Below are 23751 nucleotides of genomic sequence, written 5' to 3' on the forward strand. Positions count from 1 at the left end.
TGCAGTTTTCAAAGAACTTTTCTTCCCTTTGTTAAAAGAAACTTCTTGACTCTTAATTCAAGAAGTCCTTCAAAACTAAACAGCGGATTTTCTCTCTTAAAGCCTAAATCGACCTAGGAGTATTTCTTTTCTCCTTAGAAAGGAGGTGATCCAGCCGCACCTTCCGATACGGCTACCTTGTTACGACTTCACCCCAATCACTAGCCCCACCTTCGGCGGCTCCATCCTTCTCGAAGTTCGAGGTCCGACTTTCGAGGTGCGATTTCTCCTGTCTTCCTTTAGGGTCTCTTGGGTCTTCTCTTGCTTTTTTCTTTTCTTTATCCTTGACCCTCAAGACCAGCTTGAACTCGCACTTCTCACTTCGAACTTCCAACTTCGAGAAGGTTAGGTCACCGACTTCGGGTGTTGCCAGCTTTCGTGGTGTGACGGGCGGTGTGTACAAGGCCCGGGAACGTATTCACCGCAGTATGCTGACCTGCGATTACTAGCGATTCCGACTTCATGCAGGCGAGTTTCAGCCTGCAATCCGAACTAAGAACTGCTTTTTGGGATTGGCTCCACCTCGCGGCTTCGCTACCCTCTGTACAGTCCATTGTAGCACGTGTGTAGCCCAGGACATAAGGGGCATGATGATTTGACGTCATCCCCACCTTCCTCCGGTTTGTCACCGGCAGTCTACTTAGAGTGCCCAACTTAATGATGGCAACTAAGTACAGGGGTTGCGCTCGTTGCGGGACTTAACCCAACATCTCACGACACGAGCTGACGACAACCATGCACCACCTGTCTCTCCGTCCCCGAAGGGAACTCCCTATCTCTAGGGATAGCGGAGGATGTCAAGCCCTGGTAAGGTTCTTCGCGTTGCGTCGAATTAAACCACATGCTCCACCGCTTGTGCGGGCCCCCGTCAATTCCTTTGAGTTTCAGTCTTGCGACCGTACTCCCCAGGCGGGGTACTTAATGCGTTAGCTGCGGCACTGAAGGGGTCGATACCTCCAACACCTAGTACCCATCGTTTACGGCGTGGACTACCAGGGTATCTAATCCTGTTCGCTCCCCACGCTTTCGCGCCTCAGCGTCAGGGTCAGGCCAGCAAGTCGCCTTCGCCACTGGTGTTCCTCCTAATATCTACGCATTTCACCGCTACACTAGGAATTCCACTTGCCTCTCCTGCCCTCAAGCCAACCAGTTTCCAGTGCCAATCCTGGGTTGAGCCCAGGTATTTCACACTAGACTTGATCGGCCGCCTACACGCCCTTTACGCCCAGTAATTCCGGACAACGCTTGCCCCCTACGTGTTACCGCGGCTGCTGGCACGTAGTTAGCCGGGGCTTCCTCCTCGGGTACCGTCACCTTACACGCTATTGACGTGCAAGACTTCTTCCCCAATGACAGAGCTTTACGACCCGAAGGCCTTCGTCGCTCACGCGGCGTTGCTGCGTCAGGGTTTCCCCCATTGCGCAATATTCCCCACTGCTGCCTCCCGTAGGAGTCTGGGCCGTGTCTCAGTCCCAGTGTGGCCGTTCACCCTCTCAGGCCGGCTATCCATCGTCGCCTTGGTAGGCCGTTACCCTGCCAACTAGCTAATGGAACGCGGGCTCATCCTTTAGCGGGAGCACTAAGGCCTCCTTTACTCAAAATATCATGCGATATCTTGAATGTATCCGGTATTAGCAGCTGTTTCCACCTGTTATCCCGGTCTAAAGGGCAGATTGCCCACGCGTTACTCACCCGTCCGCCACTATCCGTCCCCGTAAGTCTACCGAAGTGTCTTTACGGTTAGAACCGTTCGACTTGCATGTGTTAAGCACGCCGCCAGCGTTCGTCCTGAGCCAGGATCAAACTCTCCTGTTAATTATCTTAAGCTCATTTGAGCTTAATTATCTTAACTTGAAGTTCTCTCCGGCTCCTCTTTGCTTTATTTTCTTACAAAAAGGGTCCGCTTAAATCTTTTGCCTCGGTACTTCAAACGCTTATCACGCTTGGTTGCCGCTGCTTCAAAATTTAGGCTTTAAAACTTTCTTTCCGCTGTTCAGTTTTCAAAGACCTCTCTCGCCGCCGCTTTCGGCGACAAATACTATCTTATCATATTTCTTCCCGCGTTTCAACTGGTATTTTCTACCTCGTCTCTCCGCTTCTTCCGCCGCCTCTAAAAGCGACAAAATCTATCCTATCATCTCTCGCCTTACTTTGCAACTGGTAGTTTTTGCTCTCAGTTGCTCTGCTGCGAGAAAAGTCGGTGCCATATCCCGGCACCTGGAATTATATAATAGCACATATTTTCGCAGCGTGTCAACATTTCTCCCTTCTTGGTCCATGTTAAACCATAAAAGCTAAGACCGCACTTTCCCACGTATTTTACCCCCAAGTTTCAACGGTAATTGAGAAAAGCGGGCCGAGGGCCCGCTGCTATTAGCTAATCATTTTCTCTTGGTCGCATAGTAGGGAACAGTATTACGTCCCGAATGGATGGTGAATTGGTTAAGAGCATTATCAACCTATCAATGCCTATGCCCAATCCGCCTGCAGGAGGCATGCCGGTTTCTAGTGCACGCACGAAGTCCTCGTCCATCATGTGGGCCTCATCATCCCCTGTTTCTCTTTGCTTCACCTGAGAAAGAAAACGTTCTTTCTGATCTATAGGGTCATTTAATTCGGAAAAGGCATTAGCTAATTCCCGGGCGAAGATAAAAGCTTCAAACCGTGATGTAAAATTAGGGTCTTCTTTCTTCCTCTTAGCCAATGGAGATACTTCTATCGGATAATCCATAATAAAAGTAGGCTGAATCAAATGCGGTTCCACAAATATTTCAAAGACTTCATTTATTACCTTACCCTTAGGAGTGCCCTTTTCTAGTTCCATGTCCAATTTATCAATGAGCTTATCCACTTCATCCTGAGTGTTAATACTGCTGAAATCCACATTCGCATGTTCTTTTATGGCATCCAACATGGTAACCCTTTTCCAGGGCGGTGCTAAATTTATTTCCGTCCCTTGGTATGTAATAGCCTGTGTACCCAGCGTCTCCTGGGCAACAAAACTAATCAAGTTCTCCGTCAGTTTCATCATGTCATGGTAATCCGCATAAGCTTGATAAAGCTCAATCATCGTGAATTCCGGATTATGCTTGGTCGAGATGCCTTCATTACGAAAAACTCTACCTATCTCATAGACCTTTTCTAAACCGCCAACCAGTAATCTCTTAAGATGCAGTTCTAGAGCAATGCGCATATAAAGATCTATATCCAGTGCATTATGATGCGTGGTAAAAGGTCTGGCCGTTGCCCCACCGGCAATGGCATGCATCGTCGGAGTCTCTACTTCCAAGAAGCCCTCTTTATCCAAATACTGCCGCATAGCTTTAATGATGTTGCTGCGGGTTATAAATACTTTTTGTACCTCTGGATTAACAATTAGGTCTATATATCTTTGGCGGTAACGCAAATCCGTATCTTTCAGTCCGTGCCATTTTTCCGGCAAAGGTTGTAGAGATTTAGTTAAAAGTACCAAGCTGTCAACGTTGACTGTTACCTCACCCCTGCGGGTTTTAAATACCGTACCCCCGATGCCGACAATATCACCAATATCCAGGATCTTAAACAATTCATAAGTCTCTTCGCCCACATCTTCTTTGCGAATGTAAAACTGAATTTGACCGGAAATATCTTGAACATGCGCAAAGCTTGCCTTACCATGTTCCCTCTTGGACATAACCCTACCGGCAAGAGCCACGGATTTGTCCGCATATTCCTCAAAATCATCACTAATTTGAGCAGCATAATGCTGACGCAGAAATTTATCGCCAAAGGGATCGAATCCCATTGCCTTAATTTGATCCAACTTGTCCCGTCTTATCTGTAATAATTCATTGACATCTTCGGTCAAAAAAATCCCTCCAAAAGCTACTTTTTAATATCAATAATTTCGTACTGTAGTGTCCCCGCAGGCACCTCAACATCCAGCACTGCCCCTACGGCTTTACCCAAAATAGCTTTGCCTACAGGTGATTCGTTTGATATCTTATTATCTGCGGGGTCAGATTCTATAGAGCTAACGATACTGTATTCCAACTCATCGTTATTTTCTAAGTCTTTAAGTTTCACCCTTGAACCCAAAGAAACCACATCAGTCAATACATCCCGGTCATCAATAACCCTGGCATTACGCAGTTTTTTCTCCAAAGTAATAATTCGTCCTTCGATAAATGCTTGTTCATTTTTCGCATCTTCATATTCGGAGTTCTCACTGATATCGCCAAATTCTAACGCCTGTTTAATGCGCCCGGCAATTTCACGCCTCTTAACTGATTTAAGATGTTCTAGCTCGTCCTCCAATTTTTTTAAGCCTTGAGCAGTCAAAATTAATTCTTCAGTCATATTCGGTTTCGCTCCCTTTCTAAATAACTTGCTGAATCACTATGTCAATATATGTTATTGCCCCATTCTTTATACTGTCAAATACTAGTATCCAGCTAACCACGAAACAAGCACTGGCTGGCCAAAAAATTGAGCGGCAGTCAGTGCTCCCTCTATTTTGCTTATTGGGTATTATATAGAGCAACCTAATTTTTGTCAAGGACTTTCGGCCTTAGCCAGCTTTTTTCTTTTTAGCACGGTCACATATTTGACCAATTTCCTGATTATCCACCGGCCGGTCGAAAGAACGAAACCCAGCCAGTTTAAATTTGTGTTTATCTGCCAGTGCCGCTATTTCCGTAACTCTTTCAATTGATAATTCTCTCCCTAAACTATATGATTCCCGGCGTCCTTCCAAGGCCAAAATCATAGTTTCGGCCATACATGCATAAGCCATTCCTGTCGGATAGCCAAAATTAAAATTAAAATTGGCGGGCCCCGGAACTTGAACTACTCCACCTTCAATAACTAAGACATCATCTCTTTCAGCCGCCACCCGCTTGGAAACATCCCTGGGTCTAGCAACATCGCATACTATCGCGCCCGGTTTAAGATCCTCAGGAAAAATCAATTCATCTACCGCAGCAGTAACAGCTATAATTATATCGGCTCGTTTTAATGCAGTACGGACATCTGTAGCAATGCGCACAGATAAACCGGTCTGATAGAACACCCGGTGGGCCAGTCGCTCAAGCTTTGCTTTATTCCGACCAGCAACAGTCATATATTTAGCATCTTGGGCCAAAATTTGCGCACAAACAGCGCCAATAGACCCGGTAGCACCCAGAACCAGGATTTCAGCGTTTTTCAAATCTACCTCCATCAATTCGGAAGCTTTCTTCACTGCCTGACAGGCCACAGCAACAGTGTAACTGTTCCCCGTGGTCACGGCAATATCTAATTCCCTGTTTACGGTAATTCCTGCGTCGCCAACAACTGATGTCATCGCTCCTAATCCTAAAATATCAGCCCCAAGTTTTTCAGCTAAACGACCAGTTTTGATAATCTTTTTTAAGACATAATCCTGGGGTAAACTTAGCATTTGTTGACTGGTCAAAGGACACCCGACAAACCAACCAGAAGTTTCTGCATGAGGAGAAACCACCCCCTCAATATCGGAAACATGAAGTGGAGGGAAAAGTTTGGTCACATTCGAAATAAGCTGCTCAGGCATCTTTCCCAGTAATGGGAACTTCCTGGTATAATCAGTTATATCTAATGGGTGGATCATAAAAGCAAACTTACTCAAGACAAATTCCTCCGTTCATTAATCAAAATACTCGATCCTCGGTAAGAAGTTCATTTCGGTCAATACCCGCTCGTAATCCTCAGTGTTGATATCTTGAAGCCTTTTACTGGTTAGAGCTACCATCACCGCTTCCATTACATTGGTGCCAAAGGACCTACCGTTTAATTCGGGCGTTGTGGTAACAAGCAGCTTGGCTCCTCTCTTTTTCAATTCTGCCACATCGTCAACAGTAACTGTATTGGTTATAATAATCTTTCCTTCAATATGTCCCGGAAGGTACTTTTTTATGTAATGGAAGTCACCCGCAATTATATCTGCCTCATCGTAATAATTAGCAAATTTATTGTTATTATTGGCCTGCTCTTGCTTGCTCCCTGTGGGATAAAGGTATTTAAAAGGCATTCTGCACACTACCGGTGCAATTATTCTGGCCACCCGGTTCAATGCCTTTAAAGAATTGAGGGGCACGGGAATCCCCAGTCCAAATATCAAATCACCATAAACCGTCTGCCCGCCCAGTTGGTGAATCGCTTCAGCCATACCAAACCGGTCAACTGCACACACCATTAAAGTTTTCTTATCATTGAATTTGATGCCGGCGTCATGATGCAGATGGTTTATTACCCGGCGCTCCAATGTATTCTTCAAGCCGCTGCCATCTACAATGGGAGTTTTCTGTGCAGCCCTGGCAATCTTGGCTGCATCCTTAATAGTGTAGCGTCGCTTCCCGGCGAAAATGTATAAATCAGCGCCTCCAAGACCAAAGGCATCCACCTTACCGTCCAATTCCTTTATCAAATTTATAGCAGCGTCCATATCCCCATCAGTGCCGCGTCGTTCTATTATAAACTTTTCTCCTAAAAATGTAGTTTCCACATAATGATCACGTTTAGAGGAACCCAAGCTTATACTTACTACTTTCATCAACTGTCCCCTCCCCCTTTCAGGATCTTGATAACTCTTCGCACTTCTTCTAGCGAGACCAGCTTGTCTTCTTCAATGGGTGATTTGCCAATTTCCAGCCCCACGACATCCCGACCAATAACTGCTGACATCAGTTCAATCCGGTAGTTTGAACCTATTACCACCACCTGGTCATACTCTTTTAGCTGGGCAATAATATCCATAACGTAGTTAAAAAGTTCAAGTCCGTTCTGATGTAAAAACCCCCGACGTTGTTCCTCGGTAAGAATAAGGTAAAATTCGACTCCTTCTTTATTCAGTACTGCTTCCACTTCATCCCTATTTTTAATGGGAAAACCTAAAACAGCAATAGGGGCGCCTTTGCGTACTTCCCCCAAGCTTTCCAGGCGCGACACCAGCGTTCGGTCCACGCCAACCTTTTTTGCGGTTTCTGTTTGTGATATACCCATGGCCCGCAACTCAAAAATCTTATCAACACTTCTTAGCACCCTTTTCTTACTAATAACCTTTTCCCCAATGCGTAGTAGATCCATTAGCAATCCTCCCATAGGTTACACAAGTGAGCAAGAATTTATGTGCACAAAACTGTGTACAGTAAATTTTAACAAATATATCCCTGTTTCACAAGGGACCAAAAATGTAAGGGATTGTAGAAAAAAGAAATAATCTACCGCAAGGGTAGATTATCGGGCATTTCTTTATACTGTTTTAGTACCCTTTTCAAGCTCATTACATCCTGCTGTTTATTAACAATTTCCCTAATTTTGGTGGCGTTCCACAAGCCTTTTATATACCAGGCGACGTGTTTACGCATTTCCCTTACGGCAGTGTATTGTCCTTTGGCGTCCACCATCATATCCAGATGGCGCAAAGCCATATTAATCTTCTCCTCAGCGGTGGGGGGCGGAACCATTTCCCCGGTTATTAAGAATTTTGTTATTCGATTGAAAATCCAGGGGTTACCCAAGGCGCCACGACCAACCATTACACCGTCACAGCCGGTAACCGCTAACATTCTCGCCGCATCTGCTGGCGCCCATATATCACCGTTACCCACGACTGGTACCGGCACCGAATTCTTTACCTCTTTGATAACCTCCCAAGAAGCCTTTCCTGAATAAAATTGCTCCCGGGTGCGGCCGTGTACCGTAACCATAGCGGCCCCGGCATCCACCATGGCAGCTGCAAAGGATGGGGCATTAACATTATCCTTGTCCCACCCAGCACGTATTTTTACTGATACCGGAATAGTCACGGCATGGCTGACTGAAGCAACGATTCTTTTAGCTAGCAGCGGCGTTTTCATTAGGGCGGACCCCTCTCCGCTTCTAACTATCTTGGGAGTGGGACAGCCCATATTAATATCCACCATATCAGCGCCTAAGCCTTGTATAATGACTGCTGCTTCAGCCATAGCCACAGGATCTGAGCCAAATAACTGCACAGCTATAGGCGGTTTCTCACCAGCAATTTCCACTAATTTGAAGGTACGCTGGTTATTATAAACCAATGCTTTTGCACTTACCATTTCCGTGACCACTAAGCCGCATCCCGCTTCCTTGGCCAAAACCCGATAAGTTTTATCGGTTACTCCAGCCATAGGTGCGGCAATCACCGAGTTATTTTTTAGCATTCCTGCAGGGGTCAATCCCATATTCACCCTCGCTTCACTTCAACAAATTTCGTTGATAAATCAGCCTCAGTCCCTCTAAAGTCAAAAACTCATCTATAACTTCCACTGTCGCCGAGTGCTTTCCAATCAAAGGTGCAAGGCCGCCAGTAGCTATTACCCGGGCCCTTTCAGTCATTTCTTCCTGCATCCTGTTTACTATTCCTTCTACTTGGCCGACAAAGCCGTAAAGAATACCCGACTGCATACTGTTGACAGTGTTTCTTCCCACCACATTGGGGGGTGGTGCCAACTCCACCCTGGGCAGCTTCGCTGCTCTTTGGAACAATGCCTCCATCGAAATACCAATACCCGGTGCAATTGCCCCGCCCAAATACTCCCCATCACGAGATACGAGGTCGAATGTAGTGGCCGTGCCGAAATCAACCACTATAGCCGGACCCCCATACTGTGAGTATGCCCCAACAGCATTGACAATCCTATCCGCGCCCACTTCCCGGGGGTTGTCAAAACGTAATGGCATTCCTGTTTTGATGCCCGGCCCGATTAGAAGAGGGGTCATGCTAAAATATTTTTCCGTCATCTCCAAAAGTGCAACCTGCATTTGGGGTACCACGGAAGAGATAGCAATTCCGGTGATATCTAAAAAACTTAATTTTTCAAATTGGAAAAGATTCTTAAGCAAAATAGCAAATTCATCAGCGGTTCGTTCACGGTAAGTGGAAACCCGCCAATGATTTGTTAGCTGCTCTCCCTGGTATGTACCCAATAAAATATTTGTATTCCCCACATCAAAGGTTAAAAGCATTCTACACCTACCTCCTAGTGCGCCGCGTGCGCGGTCTCCCCTAGGTCAATTCGCTCTATTATGACATTTTCCTTTATTTTTCCCTAATTTGCAATCGTTAAACCCAGCATCAGTTAAGGTTGTTTAATTGCGGTAATACAAAGATAAATATTCACGATTTATAATTCGCCGGGAACCAACAAACCGCCGGACACCAGTGAACTGCGGAGGTTGACTGCTACTCCCGCTGCTAAAAATACTTTTACTGCATCCAGTGGCAAAAACCAACCAACTCCAGCAACAATTGCTTCACGAGCAGTAAGGCCCATTACGTAAGCCAGTTGGACGGTACCGGTAGTATAAATGATAACCAACCCGACAAGCATGGCCGCCAGCATGGTCCCGTAACCCGGACTTTTTACGTGTTCGACAATCCAACCAATGATAAAGGCGGCAATAATATAACCCCAGATATACCCGCCCGAATAGCCAAATATTACAGGAATTCCACCCTTTAACTGTGCGAAAACCGGTGCCCCCGCAGCACCTAAAAGCAGATATACCAACATACTTAAGCTACCCAAGCGAGCACCTAAAATTCCCGCCGTCAGGCAAACCGCAAATACTTGCATCGTGATAGGTACCGGAGAGAAAGGTATGGGTATTGATATCTGTGCCATTACTCCGGTAACAGCAGCAAACATGCCTGCCAGTATCATTGACTTCAGTTTCATCATTATATCCCCCTTAGTATGTAAACCAGTTTTATATTCAGGTTGACGTTGACAATAAATTTTTTTACCGGCTTAGGGTCACCTCGCCAGATAGAAACTCTTTCAGCTCATCACCATCCGTTCTAACAACAAGCCCTCCCCCGTCACCCAGTGCCACTGCTTCCCCGGAAACAGTACCGCTATGGGAAGTGACTGTTACCATTTTGCCTAACGTTACGTTAAGCTCCTCCCATTTGCCTCGTATAGGACTAAACCCTTTGGACAAGAAAAGCAGGTAGTTTTTTTCAAATGCATTTAAAATACATGCCAGCAACCCAACCCTGTTAAGCTTTTTACCCAATACTCCTTCTAAGGTAATTGCCTTGCCTTTTACCTCCTCAGGAAAATCAACAAGCTTAATATTTATACCAAAACCCAAAGTGACATAATTAATACTATCCACTTCTGCACGCATTTCGGTAAGAAGCCCGCAGACCTTTTTGCCTTCGACCAAAAGGTCGTTGGGCCACTTTATTCCCGGCTGTAACCCTGTATATTTTTCAATACCCTCAGCAACTGCCACAGCACCTAATAGGGTTAGTTTGGGCGCATGGGCGGGTGAAACAGTTGGTCGCAGCAACACCGAGCACCAAATACCGGCACCAGGCGGCGAAAACCAGCTGCGTCCCAGCCGCCCTTTTCCGGCAGTTTGTTGTTCCGCGACTACCACTGTCCCCTCACCCTTACCTTCATCAGCCAACTTTTTAAGCTGGTCATTTGTTGAAGTAAGATGGTTATAATGATAAATTTTTTTACCGATAAAATTGGTGGTAAGCAGCGAATAAATTTCCTCAGCATAAAGCTTATCCGGAATATGCAAAATTTTATATCCTAATCTGGGCACTGACTCTATTTTGTACCCTTCCTGACGCAGGTAATTAATGTGCTTCCAAATAGCCGTTCGGCTTACCCCCATCTCTTTACTCAGCCATTCACCGGACACATATTCATCGGATTTTTTTAGTAATGCCAATATTTTACCCTTCATCGCAACCTCACCCCAATATTGTTAACCTCATTTTATCATAGGTTAACATTGCTGACAATACTCTTGTTACACTAAAATATCTTGCTTGGGCAAGCTGGAGCCAATCACAAACTAATTATTATCCCTGGCGTCCTCTTCCAGCATCCGCTCAATTCGATTATTTTCGTCCACCAAAGCAACTTTAGGCTTAAATCCAGCCAGTTCGTCATTGTTCAACATTCCATAAGCTATAATAATTACCAAATCGCCTTTTTGAACCAACCGGGCGGCAGCACCGTTTACACAAATTACACCACTGCCCCTCTCTCCGGGAATAACATAAGTCTCAAACCGCTGCCCATTGTTATTATCTACTACTTGTACTTTTTCATTGGGTAAGATGTCTACCGCTTCTATTAGATCAAGGTCGATGGTAATACTACCTACATAGTTTAAATCCGCTTGGGTAACCGTTGCTCTATGAAGTTTTGATTTCATAATCATACGCATCATATTTTAGACCTCCAAAATAATATTATCTATCAGGCGAGTTTTACCCAGCCAAATGGCGCCAGCCAAAGCAATACTGCCTGCCAATGTTTTCGGCGTACTCAAGTTCTCTACATTCAATACTTCTAGATAATCTAACCGTATACCGCTGTTTTGGGTCTTGAGGAATTCTTTCATTCTGGTTTTCAGTTCTTCCGTATTACGCAATCCCTTATCCAGCAATTCGCGGCCAAATCTCAGTGTCTGGTACAGCGCTAGAGCATTATGCCTTTCATCTGGACTGAGGTAAACATTTCGGGAACTAAGAGCTAACCCGTCTGCTTCCCTAATAATGGGCAGACCTACTACTTCTACGGGCTGATTTAAGTCCTTGACCATCCTTTTAATTACCACCAACTGCTGCAGATCTTTTTGGCCGAAATAGGCCCGTTGAGGCTGGATAATATTAAACAATTTTGTAACTACTGTAGCCACACCCTGAAAATGCCCAGGCCGAGAAGCGCCGCATAATCGATTGGTCAATTCCTCAGGCGCTTGCACATAAAAGCCAAAATCGTCTTCATACATTTCATCCGCCCCCGGGGTAAAAATAATATCAACCCCGGCATCACGAGCCAGCTTGAAATCCCTTTTTTCATCTCTTGGATAGCTTTCGAAATCTTCACCCTGACCGAACTGAGTCGGGTTAACAAAAAGACTGGTGACTACAAGATCACATTCTTTTCTAGCGTGCGCCATTAGGGATAAATGCCCGACATGGAAGTAGCCCATTGTGGGTACCAAACCAACAGTCTTGGAGGGGCGGCAGGGTGCCAACGCTTCCCTAATCTCTTTAATGGTACGAACAACCTTCATCTTAAACTCCTCCATTTTCTAGAAGTTTCTTAATGACTGCACCTTTTTCGTTACTTAAGCTGCCTTTTTCTAAAGCCAACCCAATTGTTTCCTTACCCAAAGTTCGGTACAAGCTGTCTGCGTCCTTTACCTCTTTGGCAATTCGTGCCAAGTGATCCTTAATGGTTTCCACATCGCCTCTGGCGATAGGGCCAGTAAGAGCATCCGGAATACCCAATTTCTCAATATTCGCCAAGGTCCCTTCTATCAGCGGGTAAATTGCAGGTACAAATTGATCTTCAGGCATTCCCGCCTCTACCATTAATCGTTTACTTAAATCTATCAGGGTGACCAAATAATTTGATGCCACCACCGCAGCCGCATGATATAAAGCCTTCTTATCACAATCGATGAAAAAGTAAATGGCGCCTAGTGCTTCCACTAATTTTACGCCAATTACCCGGGCGTCGTTACCACCTTCAATACTGAAGACGGCGCCAGGAAGCTTCTCTACCGCAAACTCCGCCGAAGCACAAGACTGCAGTGGATGTAATGATAACACCCGGGCACCATCCTCCCGGGCCGGTGCCAGCACCGACAAGGTTAATGACCCGCTACAATGAATTACCGTATGCCGACCATTAATCAATCCTTCTTCACTAAGCTGCTCCACAACCGGAGTAATAGCATCATCATTGGTTGTAACAAACAGCGTGTCAATATTCTCAAGCAGCGCTGCCTTACTTTTAAAGTACCGGGAATTAGTTATTTCAGCAGCACGGGCAGCACTAGATACGGAGCGGCTATAATAACCTACAATGTCAAAACCTCTTTCACCAAATAGTTTACCCAGTGCAGTACCTACCACCCCCGCACCAATAAAACCCATACGCATCTGTCATAACTCCCTCTCTTTTAGCTACATAAACATACAAATGCCCCCTGAACACACGTCCAGAAGGCATATCAGTCCTATTCCCTCCGTCCCGGTCCCATAGGCTCCAAGCGGCAATCATGTCGATATTCTTTTATCAGGGATACATCGTGTAAACAGTACGGTACGACATAAATCGTTACCATCTGCCACTATATTTTAACATCCAACCTCCCGAAAAACAAGACTTTTTGTTCAGAATATTCTAATTCGTTGAGTAACTGCGAAGCCCTTGTCCCGCCGGGAAATCTTAAGTCGGGGTTTAATTCTAGCATGGGCACCAGCACAAAGCCACGCTGCCAGGCCCGAGGATGCGGCACAGTCAAACGGGTTGAATTTAATACCAATTTATCATAAAGAATTATATCTAAGTCTAAAGTACGCGGGCCCCACCGTTCCAATCGCCTTCTTCCCAACTGCGCCTCTACTTGCTGTAAATAATTTAGGAGATTTAAAGGCGAAAAAGTTGTGGTTAATGCCGCGGCCGCATTGAGAAACCAACCTTGGTCGGTTTTTCCCACGGGCTGGGTCTCATACAAAGCAGAGACCTGCAGCAGCCGAATATCCCGATGTTCACCAATTAATGCCAATGCTTTAGTTATTGTGTGTTCCCGGTCCCCAAGGTTAGAGCCTAGACTAATATAAATAGACATGCTACCTACTCCGCTCAATTTCCACAGCAAAACTATCAAACTTACCATCAACAGGAGCCTGGGGCTTATCAATCCTTACTTTAACATGCGATACTGCAAAGCGGCTGAGCACTTCGTATGCAATATTTTCAGCTACGGCTTCAATTAAGTGATATGTTCGTCCTTCTACTACATTTTTTGCCGTGAGATATACATTACTGTAATCTACAGTAAACTCTAAATTATCAGTTTGCCCCGCGCGCTCCAACTCTTTCCAAAGCTCCAGATGGACAATGAATTTTTGCCCTTGAACCTTTTCATGAGGAAGGCACCCATGGAAACCATAGAATTCTAATCCGGACATAATGATTTTATCCATTAAGCTATCACCGCCGCACCATGGAGTCCGTCATCCTAGTTACCCGTGCCATTTCTTTTACGTCATGAACTCTGACAATATCAATACCTAAAGAAATACCTAAAGTCAACGTAGCTGCAGTGCCTTCCATCCTTTCACTTACCGGTAAATCCAGCGTCTTACCTATCATAGACTTCCGCGATGTTCCCAGCAGCACAGGCTTGCCTAGGGCTTGAAATTCTTTCAAACGCCGCATTACCTCCAGATTCTGGTCCGTATCTTTACCAAAGCCGATACCCGGGTCAATGATAATATTGTCCGGAGCAATACCGGCACCCTCCGCGATAGTAACACTTTCAGCTAAACTGGAAATAATATCACCCATAAGGTCTTGGTAATGGTTTCCCGACTGATTATGCATGAGTATCACTGGTACATCGGGATATTGCGCCACCACTTCAGCCATTTCTGAGTCTTTTTTCAAACCCCAGACATCGTTAATAATTTCCACACCCATAGCCAATACTTCCCTTGCAGTTTCACTCTTATATGTATCAACGGAAATAGGTATGGGGATTTCCGGAATCAGACGTTCCAGCACGGGCTTCAATCGGGCAATTTCTTCTTCTGCCGATACTTGGGCCGCTTGAGGTCTGGTAGATTCAGCGCCCACATCTAAGATATCCGCTCCCTCATCTACCAATCTCTTCGCCTGTTCTAGGGCTTCCTCCAAACGATCAAACCGACCACCATCAGAAAAGGAATCAGGTGTCACATTTAAAATTCCCATTACCAAAGTGCGCTCCCCCAACATGACCTTTTTGCCACGACAGCGCAATTCCCGGCAGGACCGGCCCTCTATGTTTAATAATACATTCTTAATTGCCTCTGCCGTTTCCTGCAGCCCAAAAGGATACATGCGTAGTTTGTAAATTAGCTGTTCGTATTGTTTCAAAGTTCCCATCAGTAAAGCGTCAGTCTTTTCCACTGAATTATCTATCACACCACGGTGTACCGCTGCATCCCCTCCGTGAGCCAGCATTTCCTGTTTGATAACATTGGCAGCCGCAACGGGTAATCCCGCCAACTTCAATGTCCGATGTACCGCCTTTGGTGCCATCGCATTGATACCCGCCAAGTCACAGCCAACGGCCCGGATATATTCTTTTACCTCCTTCTCATTTTCAATTATTACCGCTCTCACTCGCCCACTCACGGGCAACACCTCCTAGTAGATATCCTGCTCTTTCAGGTAATGGTACTTGTAGCATTCATCCTGCACTGGGCAAACGTGACATAGCCGAGATAATTTATCTGCGCGGTACAACATTCTTCCCAATACCGTTTCCCTGCCGTTAATTTTTCTATGAACTGAAATCGCTTGGGTGATTATACTAATCTCCCCACGATTGAATCCTAGTCTTTCCAGTATAGTATGCGCCATCTCGCTGCTGATTAACGCATGATCCCCTGCACCGTCGTACTCCTGCCAACGACCAATGTCATGTAATAGTGCTGCTGTGTAAATAATCTCTTTATCTATGTTTTCCTGATCAGGACATTTTTCCTCCAGCCACAGCTGATAGCAAATACGCGCGACATCCAGGAAATGATGCAAGTCATGCCGGCAAAACTGCCGTTCCTTTTCTTTTGAGGCAATTTTAGCAATATTTTCTTTAAATTCATTATCTGCCAGTAATGTACGCACCCTCTGCATAACAAAGCTCCTTCAAAAAATTTGTTCATTATCGATACTTATACTATTTTAGACAAAATTTTATTTACTCCTGCTCAGCGGCTTAGGCAATTATTGACTTCCAGACGCGCTATTACATTGCATTTAAATGTTCCTGTTATGTAAAAAAAAGACAGCTTGGAAAATCCAAGCTGTCTTTTGAGCTATCTTAGAATAGACCTGATACTTTACCGGTCTTCGTATCCACATCAATTCTCCTGTAAGCCGGGTCAGAACCGGTTCCAGGCATTAGACTGATGGTTCCAGCCATAGGACAAAGGAATTTAGCACCGCTGTACACCAGGATATCACGAATAGGCAGCCTCCAGCCTGTAGGCACACCCTTAAGTGTAGGGTCATGAGTCAGACTCAAGTGAGTCTTAACCATCATCGTTTGGAAATCAGCGAATTTGGGATCAGATTCGAAGCGCTTAGCTTTTTCTTCAGCCAAAGGCGACCAATCCACACCATCCGCTCCGTAAACTTCCCTAGCGATAGCATCTACCCGCTCGCGCAAAGGCATGTCAAGCGGATAAAGCGGTTTGTACTCGTTGGGTTCTTCGCATGCTTCCGCTACTACGTCCGCTAATTCCAGTGCGCCTTCACCGCCCTTGAGCCAATGTTCGGAAACAGCTACACGAGTATTAGTTTCTTCTACCAGTTTACGTACCAATTTAACTTCTTCTTCCGTATCAGTGTAGAAGCTGTTAATACATACTACCGGTGTGATACCGGACTTTTTCACAACTTCAATCATATGCTTCAGGTTGCAGAAACCTTTTTCCACCAATTCAAGGTTCTGAGTAGTGTACTCTTCGGGAATGGGACGACCGGGAACAACCTTAGGTCCGCCGCCATGCATCTTAAGAGCACGAACAGTAGCAACCAGTACAGAAACATTGGGCTTCAATCCACTTAAGCGGCACTTAACGTTCCAGAATTTCTCAAAGCCGATATCAGCGGCAAAGCCAGACTCAGTCACATGGTAGTCAAACATTTTCAAGCCAACGCGGTCACCAATAATGGAAGACTGACCAATAGCGATATTGGCAAAAGGACCAGCGTGTACCATTACCGGCTGCCCTTCAACTGTGGCACAAAGAGTTGGGTTAATGGTATTGCGCATCCATGCAGTCATAGCACCGGCAACTTCTAAGTCTTCTGCAGTTACCGGGTTGCCCTTCTTATCATAGGCAACAGTCATTTCGCCGATACGCTTTCGCAGGTCAGCTAAATCCGTAGCAACAGCCAAAATAGCCATCAATTCGGAGCTGACAGAAATAGCAAAACGGGACTGCATCATATAACCGTCTCTCTGTGCGCCGATACCCATGATTATGTTACGCAAACCTTGAGCCGCAAAGTCAATTACCCAACCCATCTCAACATTGGTGGGGTCAATGTCCAAACGCTTAAGTCCACGAGTGGCTAAAGTTTCATCATCATAGTTGCGTTCGTGCTGCATCCGCGCATTAAGCGCCACCATAGCCAGGTTATGGGCATTGGTAATGTCGTTGATATCACCTGTCAGACCAAGAGAAAATTCAGTCATGGGAATAAGCAGGGCGTTTCCGCCACCAGCTGCAGTACCCTTAATATTCATGGTCGGTCCGCCGGAAGGCTGACGCAAACAACCGCCTACGTTTTTACCTCTCTTACCCAATCCTTCAATCAATCCCAGAGAAGTGGTGGATTTACCTTCACCCAGCGGTGTAGGAGTAATGGCGGTAACTTCAATGAATTTACCGTCAGGTTTGTTTTCCATCCGGTCCATAATCTTGATGAAATCAAGTTTAGGAGTCCTCCCCATGGGGATAAGTTCATCTTTTTCCAGCCCTAATCTTTCTATCCAGTCTTCATTTGTGGGCAGGGATTTTTCCGCCTCTTCGGCGATTTGCCAATCTTTTAATTTTGTTGGATCAAACGGCATTAAATATCTCTCCTTTCAATAGTAAAAATAAAAAATTCCTCATCTTGTACATCGCAACAAAAGAAAAAAACTTAAAACTTTCCCCCCTTCAACGCACCCTTCAATAACAAAGTTCCTCAGTAAAAACCAATACCAAACAACTTAATGTATGTCCATTTCTAAATTGCACTAACATTTAAATATTTCTCTTAATTTTATTCATTTCCTGCAAAAGCGGAAAAATTTTTACCAGTACTGCTAACTAATAGGAGTTACCTCAATCAGGCGGCACTTTAGAAAATGTGATAGCTCCTTCATCGAGGAATCAAGGGATAACCTACCCTCGAGGTATGTCTCTACTATGTTTACATTTACACTCTTAGCATCTAATTCCGCTTGTTCCAGCACCTGCCACAGCCTTAGCCGCGTCTGATTAATTATCCTGCAGACCACCTCAGCCTGACTATCTGCACTTGTTTGAGCGGCAAAAAAAGCATCTGCTTTACTTATTGTTTTTTGCAGTCTGGCAGCGATGAAATCCGCTAAACGCATATCATCAGTATCCAAGCAGATGGTGAATATTATCTCCCCACCTTTCTCCCCCCTCTCACCCTTTATTATATTGTAAACTCTAACTTGTCATGCAAAAAAAAGCCCCTTCCGGGGCTTACCTTAATTATTTAATGCCTATTGAGCTCTTTTTCCCTTTAAACAACACCCTTTTCCTTCAACTCCTTGCTTAGGTACCCTAAAAATTCCTCCGCTACCTGTTCGGGTGGTTGTGTTAGATAACTTACCAAGTAGTAAAGTGTTGTCGCAACTAACAGTGCCCATACCCCGGGCCAGTGCCCCAATGGCTTAAACCCGCTAAACTGAAGAAAAATACTGACCGCTCCACCGCCTAAAATCGAGGTGATGGCCCCTGCTGCCGTACCCCGTTTCCAAAAGAAGGCACCAAAAATAGCCGGTACCGTAACCAGAAGTCCAGCAGAAGAAGCTACAGACAATACCGCAATCAGCCCTAGCTTTAATCTGGCAAAGAGAAGGGCCAAAACGGCAATGAACGGTATCGCGAGCTTGCCAAACCTCAGTTGTTTGGCTTCAGAAGTATCTTTCCTTAAATTGCCGTAAACATCCCTGGACAATACCGATGATAATGTCAGCAAAATTGAGTCAATAGTAGATATCGCAGCGGCGGTAATACCCACCATTACTACCAGCGCTAATGCTTTAGGGACAATAGGCAGCGCCAGCAAAGTCGGTGTAGCCAAGTCGGCGTTTTCTAAATTGGGCAGAAGCACCTTGGCACTAAAACCCCATATTATAGAAACCAGTGTATAGATGAGGCCAAACCCCAAAAATCCCATAACCGTCAACCGCATGCTTTTCATGGATTTAGGCACAAATAAGCGCTGACTTACCTGAGGATTACTAATGCTGAAGAAAAACCACGGCAGACTTAATCCCAAAAAGGTTTTAAACGAGAATAAACCGGGCCCCGGTACCACTAACCACTGGGGATAGTCATTTTCTAGGGTGTTGGCCAGAGAGCCAAATCCTCCTAGCCCTTTATAAACCACCGTGTAAACAACCACCAATGAAGCGATAATCATTAAAAGTGATTGCAGCGAGTCCGTCCATGCGACTGAACGAAGCCCGGCAATCCACGCCCAGATAATAGCAAGAATCGTAGCCAATATTACCCCGGTCATGAAAGAGATGCTGCCGCCGGACATGCCCGTAACCAGGTAGCCTACCCCCATTAACTGAACAGCGCTGTAGGGTATTAGAAAGATGCTGTACGCCACCGCGGCAACTAAGGCAAGAGTCCTGCTGTCATAGCGGTGCCCTAACATTTCCGCCGGCGTAACGTAGTTATACTTTTTCCCCACTAGCCAAAAACGCGGCCCAAAAAACGCCACCAGTACCAGCCCAGATAAATATATCAGTTCAAACCCCATCGCCCCTACACCGCCGGTGAAAGTGAGGCCTGCTAAACCCACCATCATGAAAGCGCTATAAGTAGTGGCACTATAGGTCAATGCCCCGACAAAGCCACCTAACGTCCTGCCGGCCAAAAAATAATCAGTCATAGACTTACCCATTCCTTGACGAGAGACAAATGCTACAATTGTTCCTAATACAATATAGATAGCTAAAGCAGTATAAATATGTGTCTGACTCATATCAGTCCCTCCAACCTGCAGTTAATATTCCCACTGCTATAACGGCCACTATGGCAAAAGCAGCCCAAAACAAAAATGCACCATATACTTTAGCCACCGATGTCAAAAGAGTGAACGGAACCACGTACCCCAGAATAACTAAAGCGAGGAAAAAGAGCGTCCACCCTCTTATATGTTTTTGCTTATGTTTATTTTCTACCACTGCCATTCCCCCATTTCCTTTGATTTTAGTTATCCCCGAAATCCCTTATTTATAATGAGCACCGTGAGTATCCAGCTGTCTTTACACCTCCGAGCAAAAAAAAGGCGCCCCTCTATTAAGCACTATTATAGCAGAGCCCCTTCCCGTTGACAAGACCGAAATGATCTTTGAGCATAATACTAACGTCAGAAGAAAATCGACGCTATTGTTCATTTAATAGGCGCAGGCCAGTTTTTTCCAGCTTCCTTTCTATGCGGTCAAACACGCTTTCTTCCTCTGATCTGATGGTATGCAGATGGACACCCTCAGTTAATGATGAAAGAAGTGCCGCCCCGCTTTGTTCTATTTTATTGCAAAAGTTTTCTACATCGTCCCGCGACTTTAACATTAAAGAACCGGATATCTGCCCATAGATAGCATGCTCGACAATAACATCTACCACAGTCCCACCGCAGTCAACGAAAATATTTAGTTCTTCCTGGGTACGTTCTAAATCGTGTTGACATGCAAATGTGCGCTGTAAGAGTTGGTTTGATGCGGGAGAGAGATAGATATAGCCCTGTGGGGTAGCAAGTATCTCAAACCCTTGCGCACGAAGAATAGCTATGTCCTGGACAACCACCTGCCGGCTCACCGCAAAACTTTCTGCTAAGTCTCCTCCAGTAATAGGCCTTTGCGTCTCGCTTAAAGATTGAACAATTTTTTCCCTCCGTTTAGCGGCATTCAACTGCGTCCACCCCCTTTACTCTAAACTCTTTGCCTTATTTAAAAACCTTTCTGTTTCCACTATGAACCGTTGATGTTCTCCTGTACCAATTTTTTTATTACTGTCATAAGCATCAACAGCAAAGACCAGTCGTCCGCCATCAATCTCTTTTAGACTAGCTTTTGCCTTGACAGGGAATCCCACAGGTGTAGCGGCCAGGTGCTTCACGGAAATAGAGATGCCGACCGTAGTCTTTCCCTCATCCAGCAAGTGATCAACCGCACTTAAAGCAGCATTTTCCATAAGACCAATCATTGCGGGGGTCGCATAGACCTCTATCTGGCCGCTTCCATATGCCTGAGCAGTCTTATCTCTGGTCACCGTTTCTCCGGCTTCGCCGGCCAAGCCTACCTTTAATTTACTCATTATGACCCCTCCACTTGATTTTTAAATGCCCCTTACACCACACCAACCCCCATGTATAGAAAATTATCCACAGCCGATAATCTCATATACATCAAGAAAGAGCCCGGGATTCATTCCCGGGCGCGCCTTACTCGTATTGCCACTCTTCTATCGTCTTTTCGTAAGAGGTGCTTTCATCTTCCTTAAAGTAAATGGCGATTTCTCTTTGAGCACTTTCCACAGAGTCAGCGCCGTGTATTACATTGCGTCCGATATCTAACCCATAATCGCCTCGGATGGTACCAGGTTCCGCTTCCAAAGGATTGGTTTTACCCATCATCTTTCGGGCAGCGCTCACCACATCTTTCCCTGCCCATACCATGGCCACCACAGGACCCGAGGTGATGTATCCCAGCAAGCCGGGGAAAAATGGTTTGCCAACATGTTCACGATAATGTTCCTTAGCTTGCTCTTCGGTTAATAGTAATAATTTTATCGCTACAAGCTTGTACCCTTTTTTTTCAAACCTACCGATAACATCCCCCACCAAATTTCGTTGTACGCCATCGGGTTTAATCATTACGTATGTCTGTTCCATAAAGGTTCCCCTCCAATTATTTAAATTTAAATGTTATGACCGTGTCCGGCCCGCCAATAGGAGGTCGGGGGCGTTCGCCAACTCCATCATCCTCCCAGTCGCTGCTATTATCTTCTTGATCTCCCTTGGTGACGGAATCCCCATCCAAATTTTCCAGCAACTGCTGGAAATCATCTGCCTCCAGCGTTTCTTTTTGCATGAGGTTCTCGGCGACCAAGTGCAGTGCCTTCATGTTGTCCATTAATAGCTGCTTGGCCTGATTATAACGCTCATCCATAATCTTTCTTGCTTCCTTATCTATCGAAAAGGCTACCGCTTCACTGTAGTTGCGATCACGGGATATGTCCCGGCCAAGAAATACCTGTTCCTGCTTTCTGCCAAAAGTCAGCGGGCCCAGTGCATCGGACATACCAAATTCTGTAATCATCTTGCGTACCAATTCGGTGGCCCGCTCCAAATCATTCTGCGCTCCGGTACTTACTTCTTTAAGCACCAGCGCTTCAGCAACACGACCACCCAAAAGCATGGTCACCTGATCCATTATTTGCGATTTGGTCATATAACGCCGATCTTCCTTGGGCAGCAGCAGTGTATATCCACCCGCACGCCCTCTGGGAATAATAGACACCTTATGCAGCGGATCAGTATGCGGCAGGTAGTGCCCGATCAATGCGTGGCCTGCTTCGTGATAGGCCACTAATCTGCGTTCATAATCACTGATAACCCGAGATTTCTTCTCCGGGCCGGCAATTACTCTCTCAACTGAATCCTCTAGGGATTCCATGCTAATTGTCGTATCGCCTTTACGGGCAGATAATAATGCCCCTTCATTAACTAGGTTAGCTAAATCTGCACCGGTAAACCCGGGCGTGCGTCTAGCCAGCACTCCGAGACTTACATCTTCCTTCATTGGCTTACCCTTAACATGGACGCCCAAAATCGCTTCCCGGCCTGTCACATCCGGAACATCCACCGTAATCTGGCGGTCAAAACGTCCCGGACGCAAAAGTGCCGGGTCTAAAATATCCGGGCGGTTAGTGGCAGCAATGATAATGATGCCCTCATTAGCAGCAAAGCCGTCCATCTCCACCAAAAGTTGGTTCAATGTCTGCTCACGCTCATCATGACCGCCGCCTAATCCCGCACCCCGTTGCCTACCAACCGCATCAATCTCATCGATAAAAACAATACATGGGGCACTCTTTTTTGCTTGTTCAAACAAATCCCTTACCCTAGATGCACCAACACCCACAAACATTTCCACAAAGTCTGATCCGCTGATAGAGAAAAACGGCACTCCCGCTTCACCCGCCACGGCCCTTGCTAACAGGGTTTTTCCCGTTCCCGGGGGTCCATAAAGGAGCACCCCTTTGGGTATCCGTGCGCCTAAATCATTAAACTTCTTGGGACTTTTTAAAAACTCTATTACTTCTTCTAACTCTTCTTTAACTTCATCAGCACCGGCAACATCAGCAAAAGTTACTCGTTTCTTTTCTTCAGTATGCAGTTTGGCCTTGCTCTTACCAAACTGCATCACTTTACTGCCGCCACCCTGAGTTTGCTGCATCATAAAGAAAATCAGGCCAACCAATAATAAGATAGGCAGAAAAGTGCCTAATAAACTGGTCCACCAAGGGGGTTCTGGCGCAGGACTGGTATTAACAGCCACCCCTTTCTCACGCATTAAAGCCAACAGTTGCTGGTCTTGCACAGTCTTTGCCGAAAATTCCGTACCATCCTTTTTAACACCTTTTATCCGGTAGACATCCCGCTCAACAATTATGTCCGCTGATTCCACCTGCCCCTGCTGAACGGCTTTATATATTTGTGAATAATTCCAAGCTTCCGCTTCCTGCTGCTCAGGCGTAGTCCATTTAATAATGGATATAGCAATTAAAACAATCAGCAAGTATATTGCCAGGTTTTTAAAAATGCCTCTCAATCAATACCCTCCTCCCGCAAGCTTCCTTATATAATATAATGCGGTATTGTATCA

General features: G+C 45.6%; 25 protein-coding genes and 1 rRNA gene. All 26 read right to left on the minus strand.

Going from position 1 to position 23751, the window contains the following annotated elements:
* Window positions 1-138: 138 nt before the first annotated feature.
* Window positions 139-1854, minus strand: a 16S ribosomal RNA gene (locus tag MFMK1_RS00870).
* Between the two features lie 185 nt (window positions 1855-2039).
* The gene (locus MFMK1_RS00875; protein WP_366922618.1) at window positions 2040-2162 is read right to left on the minus strand and encodes a hypothetical protein; all 123 of its coding nucleotides are present in this window, start codon (window positions 2160-2162) and stop codon (window positions 2040-2042) included.
* A 254-nt stretch (window positions 2163-2416) separates the two neighbouring features.
* On the minus strand, window positions 2417-3886 hold the full coding sequence (gene lysS / locus MFMK1_RS00880; RefSeq protein WP_366923303.1) for a lysine--tRNA ligase: 1470 nt from the start codon (window positions 3884-3886) through the stop codon (window positions 2417-2419).
* A gap of 17 nt (window positions 3887-3903) precedes the next feature.
* Window positions 3904-4377, minus strand: coding sequence for a transcription elongation factor GreA (greA, locus tag MFMK1_RS00885; RefSeq protein WP_366923304.1), 474 nt, complete (start codon window positions 4375-4377; stop codon window positions 3904-3906).
* 211 nt (window positions 4378-4588) lie between these two features.
* Window positions 4589-5665, minus strand: coding sequence for a saccharopine dehydrogenase NADP-binding domain-containing protein (locus tag MFMK1_RS00890; RefSeq protein ID WP_366923305.1), 1077 nt, complete (start codon window positions 5663-5665; stop codon window positions 4589-4591).
* Between the two features lie 18 nt (window positions 5666-5683).
* Window positions 5684-6592, minus strand: coding sequence for a quinate 5-dehydrogenase (locus MFMK1_RS00895; RefSeq protein WP_366923306.1), 909 nt, complete (start codon window positions 6590-6592; stop codon window positions 5684-5686).
* Window positions 6589-7122: a transcriptional regulator gene (locus MFMK1_RS00900; RefSeq protein WP_366923307.1), complete on the minus strand. Its 534-nt coding sequence runs from the start codon at window positions 7120-7122 to the stop codon at window positions 6589-6591. Before MFMK1_RS00900 ends, MFMK1_RS00895 begins: the two co-directional genes overlap by 4 nt.
* Window positions 7123-7256: 134 nt before the next feature.
* Window positions 7257-8243 carry a tRNA dihydrouridine synthase DusB gene (gene dusB, locus MFMK1_RS00905; protein WP_366923308.1) on the minus strand — a complete coding sequence of 329 codons (987 nt, stop codon included), beginning with the start codon at window positions 8241-8243 and terminating at the stop codon, window positions 7257-7259.
* Window positions 8244-8256: 13 nt separating this feature from the next.
* Window positions 8257-9027, minus strand: coding sequence for a type III pantothenate kinase (locus MFMK1_RS00910; protein ID WP_366923309.1), 771 nt, complete (start codon window positions 9025-9027; stop codon window positions 8257-8259).
* Window positions 9028-9185: 158 nt separating this feature from the next.
* Window positions 9186-9743 carry a biotin transporter BioY gene (locus MFMK1_RS00915; protein ID WP_366923310.1) on the minus strand — a complete coding sequence of 186 codons (558 nt, stop codon included), beginning with the start codon at window positions 9741-9743 and terminating at the stop codon, window positions 9186-9188.
* A gap of 61 nt (window positions 9744-9804) precedes the next feature.
* A complete protein-coding gene (locus MFMK1_RS00920) occupies window positions 9805-10767 on the minus strand; it encodes a biotin--[acetyl-CoA-carboxylase] ligase (protein WP_366923311.1) in 963 nt (320 codons plus the stop codon).
* Between the two features lie 111 nt (window positions 10768-10878).
* Window positions 10879-11259 (minus strand): aspartate 1-decarboxylase, encoded by a 381-nt coding sequence (gene panD, locus MFMK1_RS00925; RefSeq protein WP_366923312.1) that lies wholly within the window; start codon window positions 11257-11259, stop codon window positions 10879-10881.
* Window positions 11260-11262: 3 nt separating this feature from the next.
* On the minus strand, window positions 11263-12111 hold the full coding sequence (panC, locus tag MFMK1_RS00930) for a pantoate--beta-alanine ligase (protein WP_366923313.1): 849 nt from the start codon (window positions 12109-12111) through the stop codon (window positions 11263-11265).
* Window position 12112: 1 nt separating this feature from the next.
* Entirely contained in the window at window positions 12113-12985 is an 873-nt protein-coding gene (locus MFMK1_RS00935; RefSeq protein ID WP_366923314.1) for a Rossmann-like and DUF2520 domain-containing protein, read from the minus strand.
* 191 nt (window positions 12986-13176) lie between these two features.
* The gene (gene folK / locus MFMK1_RS00940; protein WP_366923315.1) at window positions 13177-13677 is read right to left on the minus strand and encodes a 2-amino-4-hydroxy-6-hydroxymethyldihydropteridine diphosphokinase; all 501 of its coding nucleotides are present in this window, start codon (window positions 13675-13677) and stop codon (window positions 13177-13179) included.
* A 1-nt stretch (window position 13678) separates the two neighbouring features.
* Window positions 13679-14035, minus strand: a complete 357-nt coding sequence (folB, locus tag MFMK1_RS00945; protein WP_366923316.1) for a dihydroneopterin aldolase — start codon at window positions 14033-14035, stop codon at window positions 13679-13681.
* 7 nt (window positions 14036-14042) lie between these two features.
* On the minus strand, window positions 14043-15230 hold the full coding sequence (gene folP, locus MFMK1_RS00950; protein WP_366923317.1) for a dihydropteroate synthase: 1188 nt from the start codon (window positions 15228-15230) through the stop codon (window positions 14043-14045).
* Window positions 15231-15242: 12 nt separating this feature from the next.
* Window positions 15243-15731 (minus strand): HD domain-containing protein, encoded by a 489-nt coding sequence (locus tag MFMK1_RS00955; RefSeq protein ID WP_366923318.1) that lies wholly within the window; start codon window positions 15729-15731, stop codon window positions 15243-15245.
* A 187-nt stretch (window positions 15732-15918) separates the two neighbouring features.
* Complete coding sequence (locus tag MFMK1_RS00960; protein WP_366923319.1) at window positions 15919-17679, minus strand: formate--tetrahydrofolate ligase; 1761 nt, start codon at window positions 17677-17679, stop codon at window positions 15919-15921.
* Between the two features lie 237 nt (window positions 17680-17916).
* A complete protein-coding gene (locus tag MFMK1_RS00965; protein ID WP_366923320.1) occupies window positions 17917-18210 on the minus strand; it encodes a hypothetical protein in 294 nt (97 codons plus the stop codon).
* A 155-nt stretch (window positions 18211-18365) separates the two neighbouring features.
* Window positions 18366-19844, minus strand: a complete 1479-nt coding sequence (locus tag MFMK1_RS00970; protein WP_366923321.1) for a sodium:solute symporter family protein — start codon at window positions 19842-19844, stop codon at window positions 18366-18368.
* Window position 19845: 1 nt separating this feature from the next.
* Window positions 19846-20046 (minus strand): hypothetical protein, encoded by a 201-nt coding sequence (locus MFMK1_RS00975; RefSeq protein WP_366923322.1) that lies wholly within the window; start codon window positions 20044-20046, stop codon window positions 19846-19848.
* Between the two features lie 202 nt (window positions 20047-20248).
* Window positions 20249-20773 (minus strand): transcription repressor NadR, encoded by a 525-nt coding sequence (locus tag MFMK1_RS00980; protein WP_366923323.1) that lies wholly within the window; start codon window positions 20771-20773, stop codon window positions 20249-20251.
* A 15-nt stretch (window positions 20774-20788) separates the two neighbouring features.
* Window positions 20789-21178, minus strand: a complete 390-nt coding sequence (locus MFMK1_RS00985; RefSeq protein ID WP_366923324.1) for a thioesterase family protein — start codon at window positions 21176-21178, stop codon at window positions 20789-20791.
* Between the two features lie 127 nt (window positions 21179-21305).
* Window positions 21306-21755 carry a nucleoside-diphosphate kinase gene (ndk, locus tag MFMK1_RS00990; RefSeq protein ID WP_366923325.1) on the minus strand — a complete coding sequence of 150 codons (450 nt, stop codon included), beginning with the start codon at window positions 21753-21755 and terminating at the stop codon, window positions 21306-21308.
* A gap of 16 nt (window positions 21756-21771) precedes the next feature.
* A complete protein-coding gene (gene ftsH / locus MFMK1_RS00995) occupies window positions 21772-23697 on the minus strand; it encodes an ATP-dependent zinc metalloprotease FtsH (RefSeq protein WP_366923326.1) in 1926 nt (641 codons plus the stop codon).
* Between the last annotated feature and the right edge of the window lie 54 nt (window positions 23698-23751).

This window comes from Metallumcola ferriviriculae (genome assembly GCF_035573695.1).
Taxonomy (GTDB): domain Bacteria; phylum Bacillota; class JADQBR01; order JADQBR01; family JADQBR01; genus Metallumcola; species Metallumcola ferriviriculae.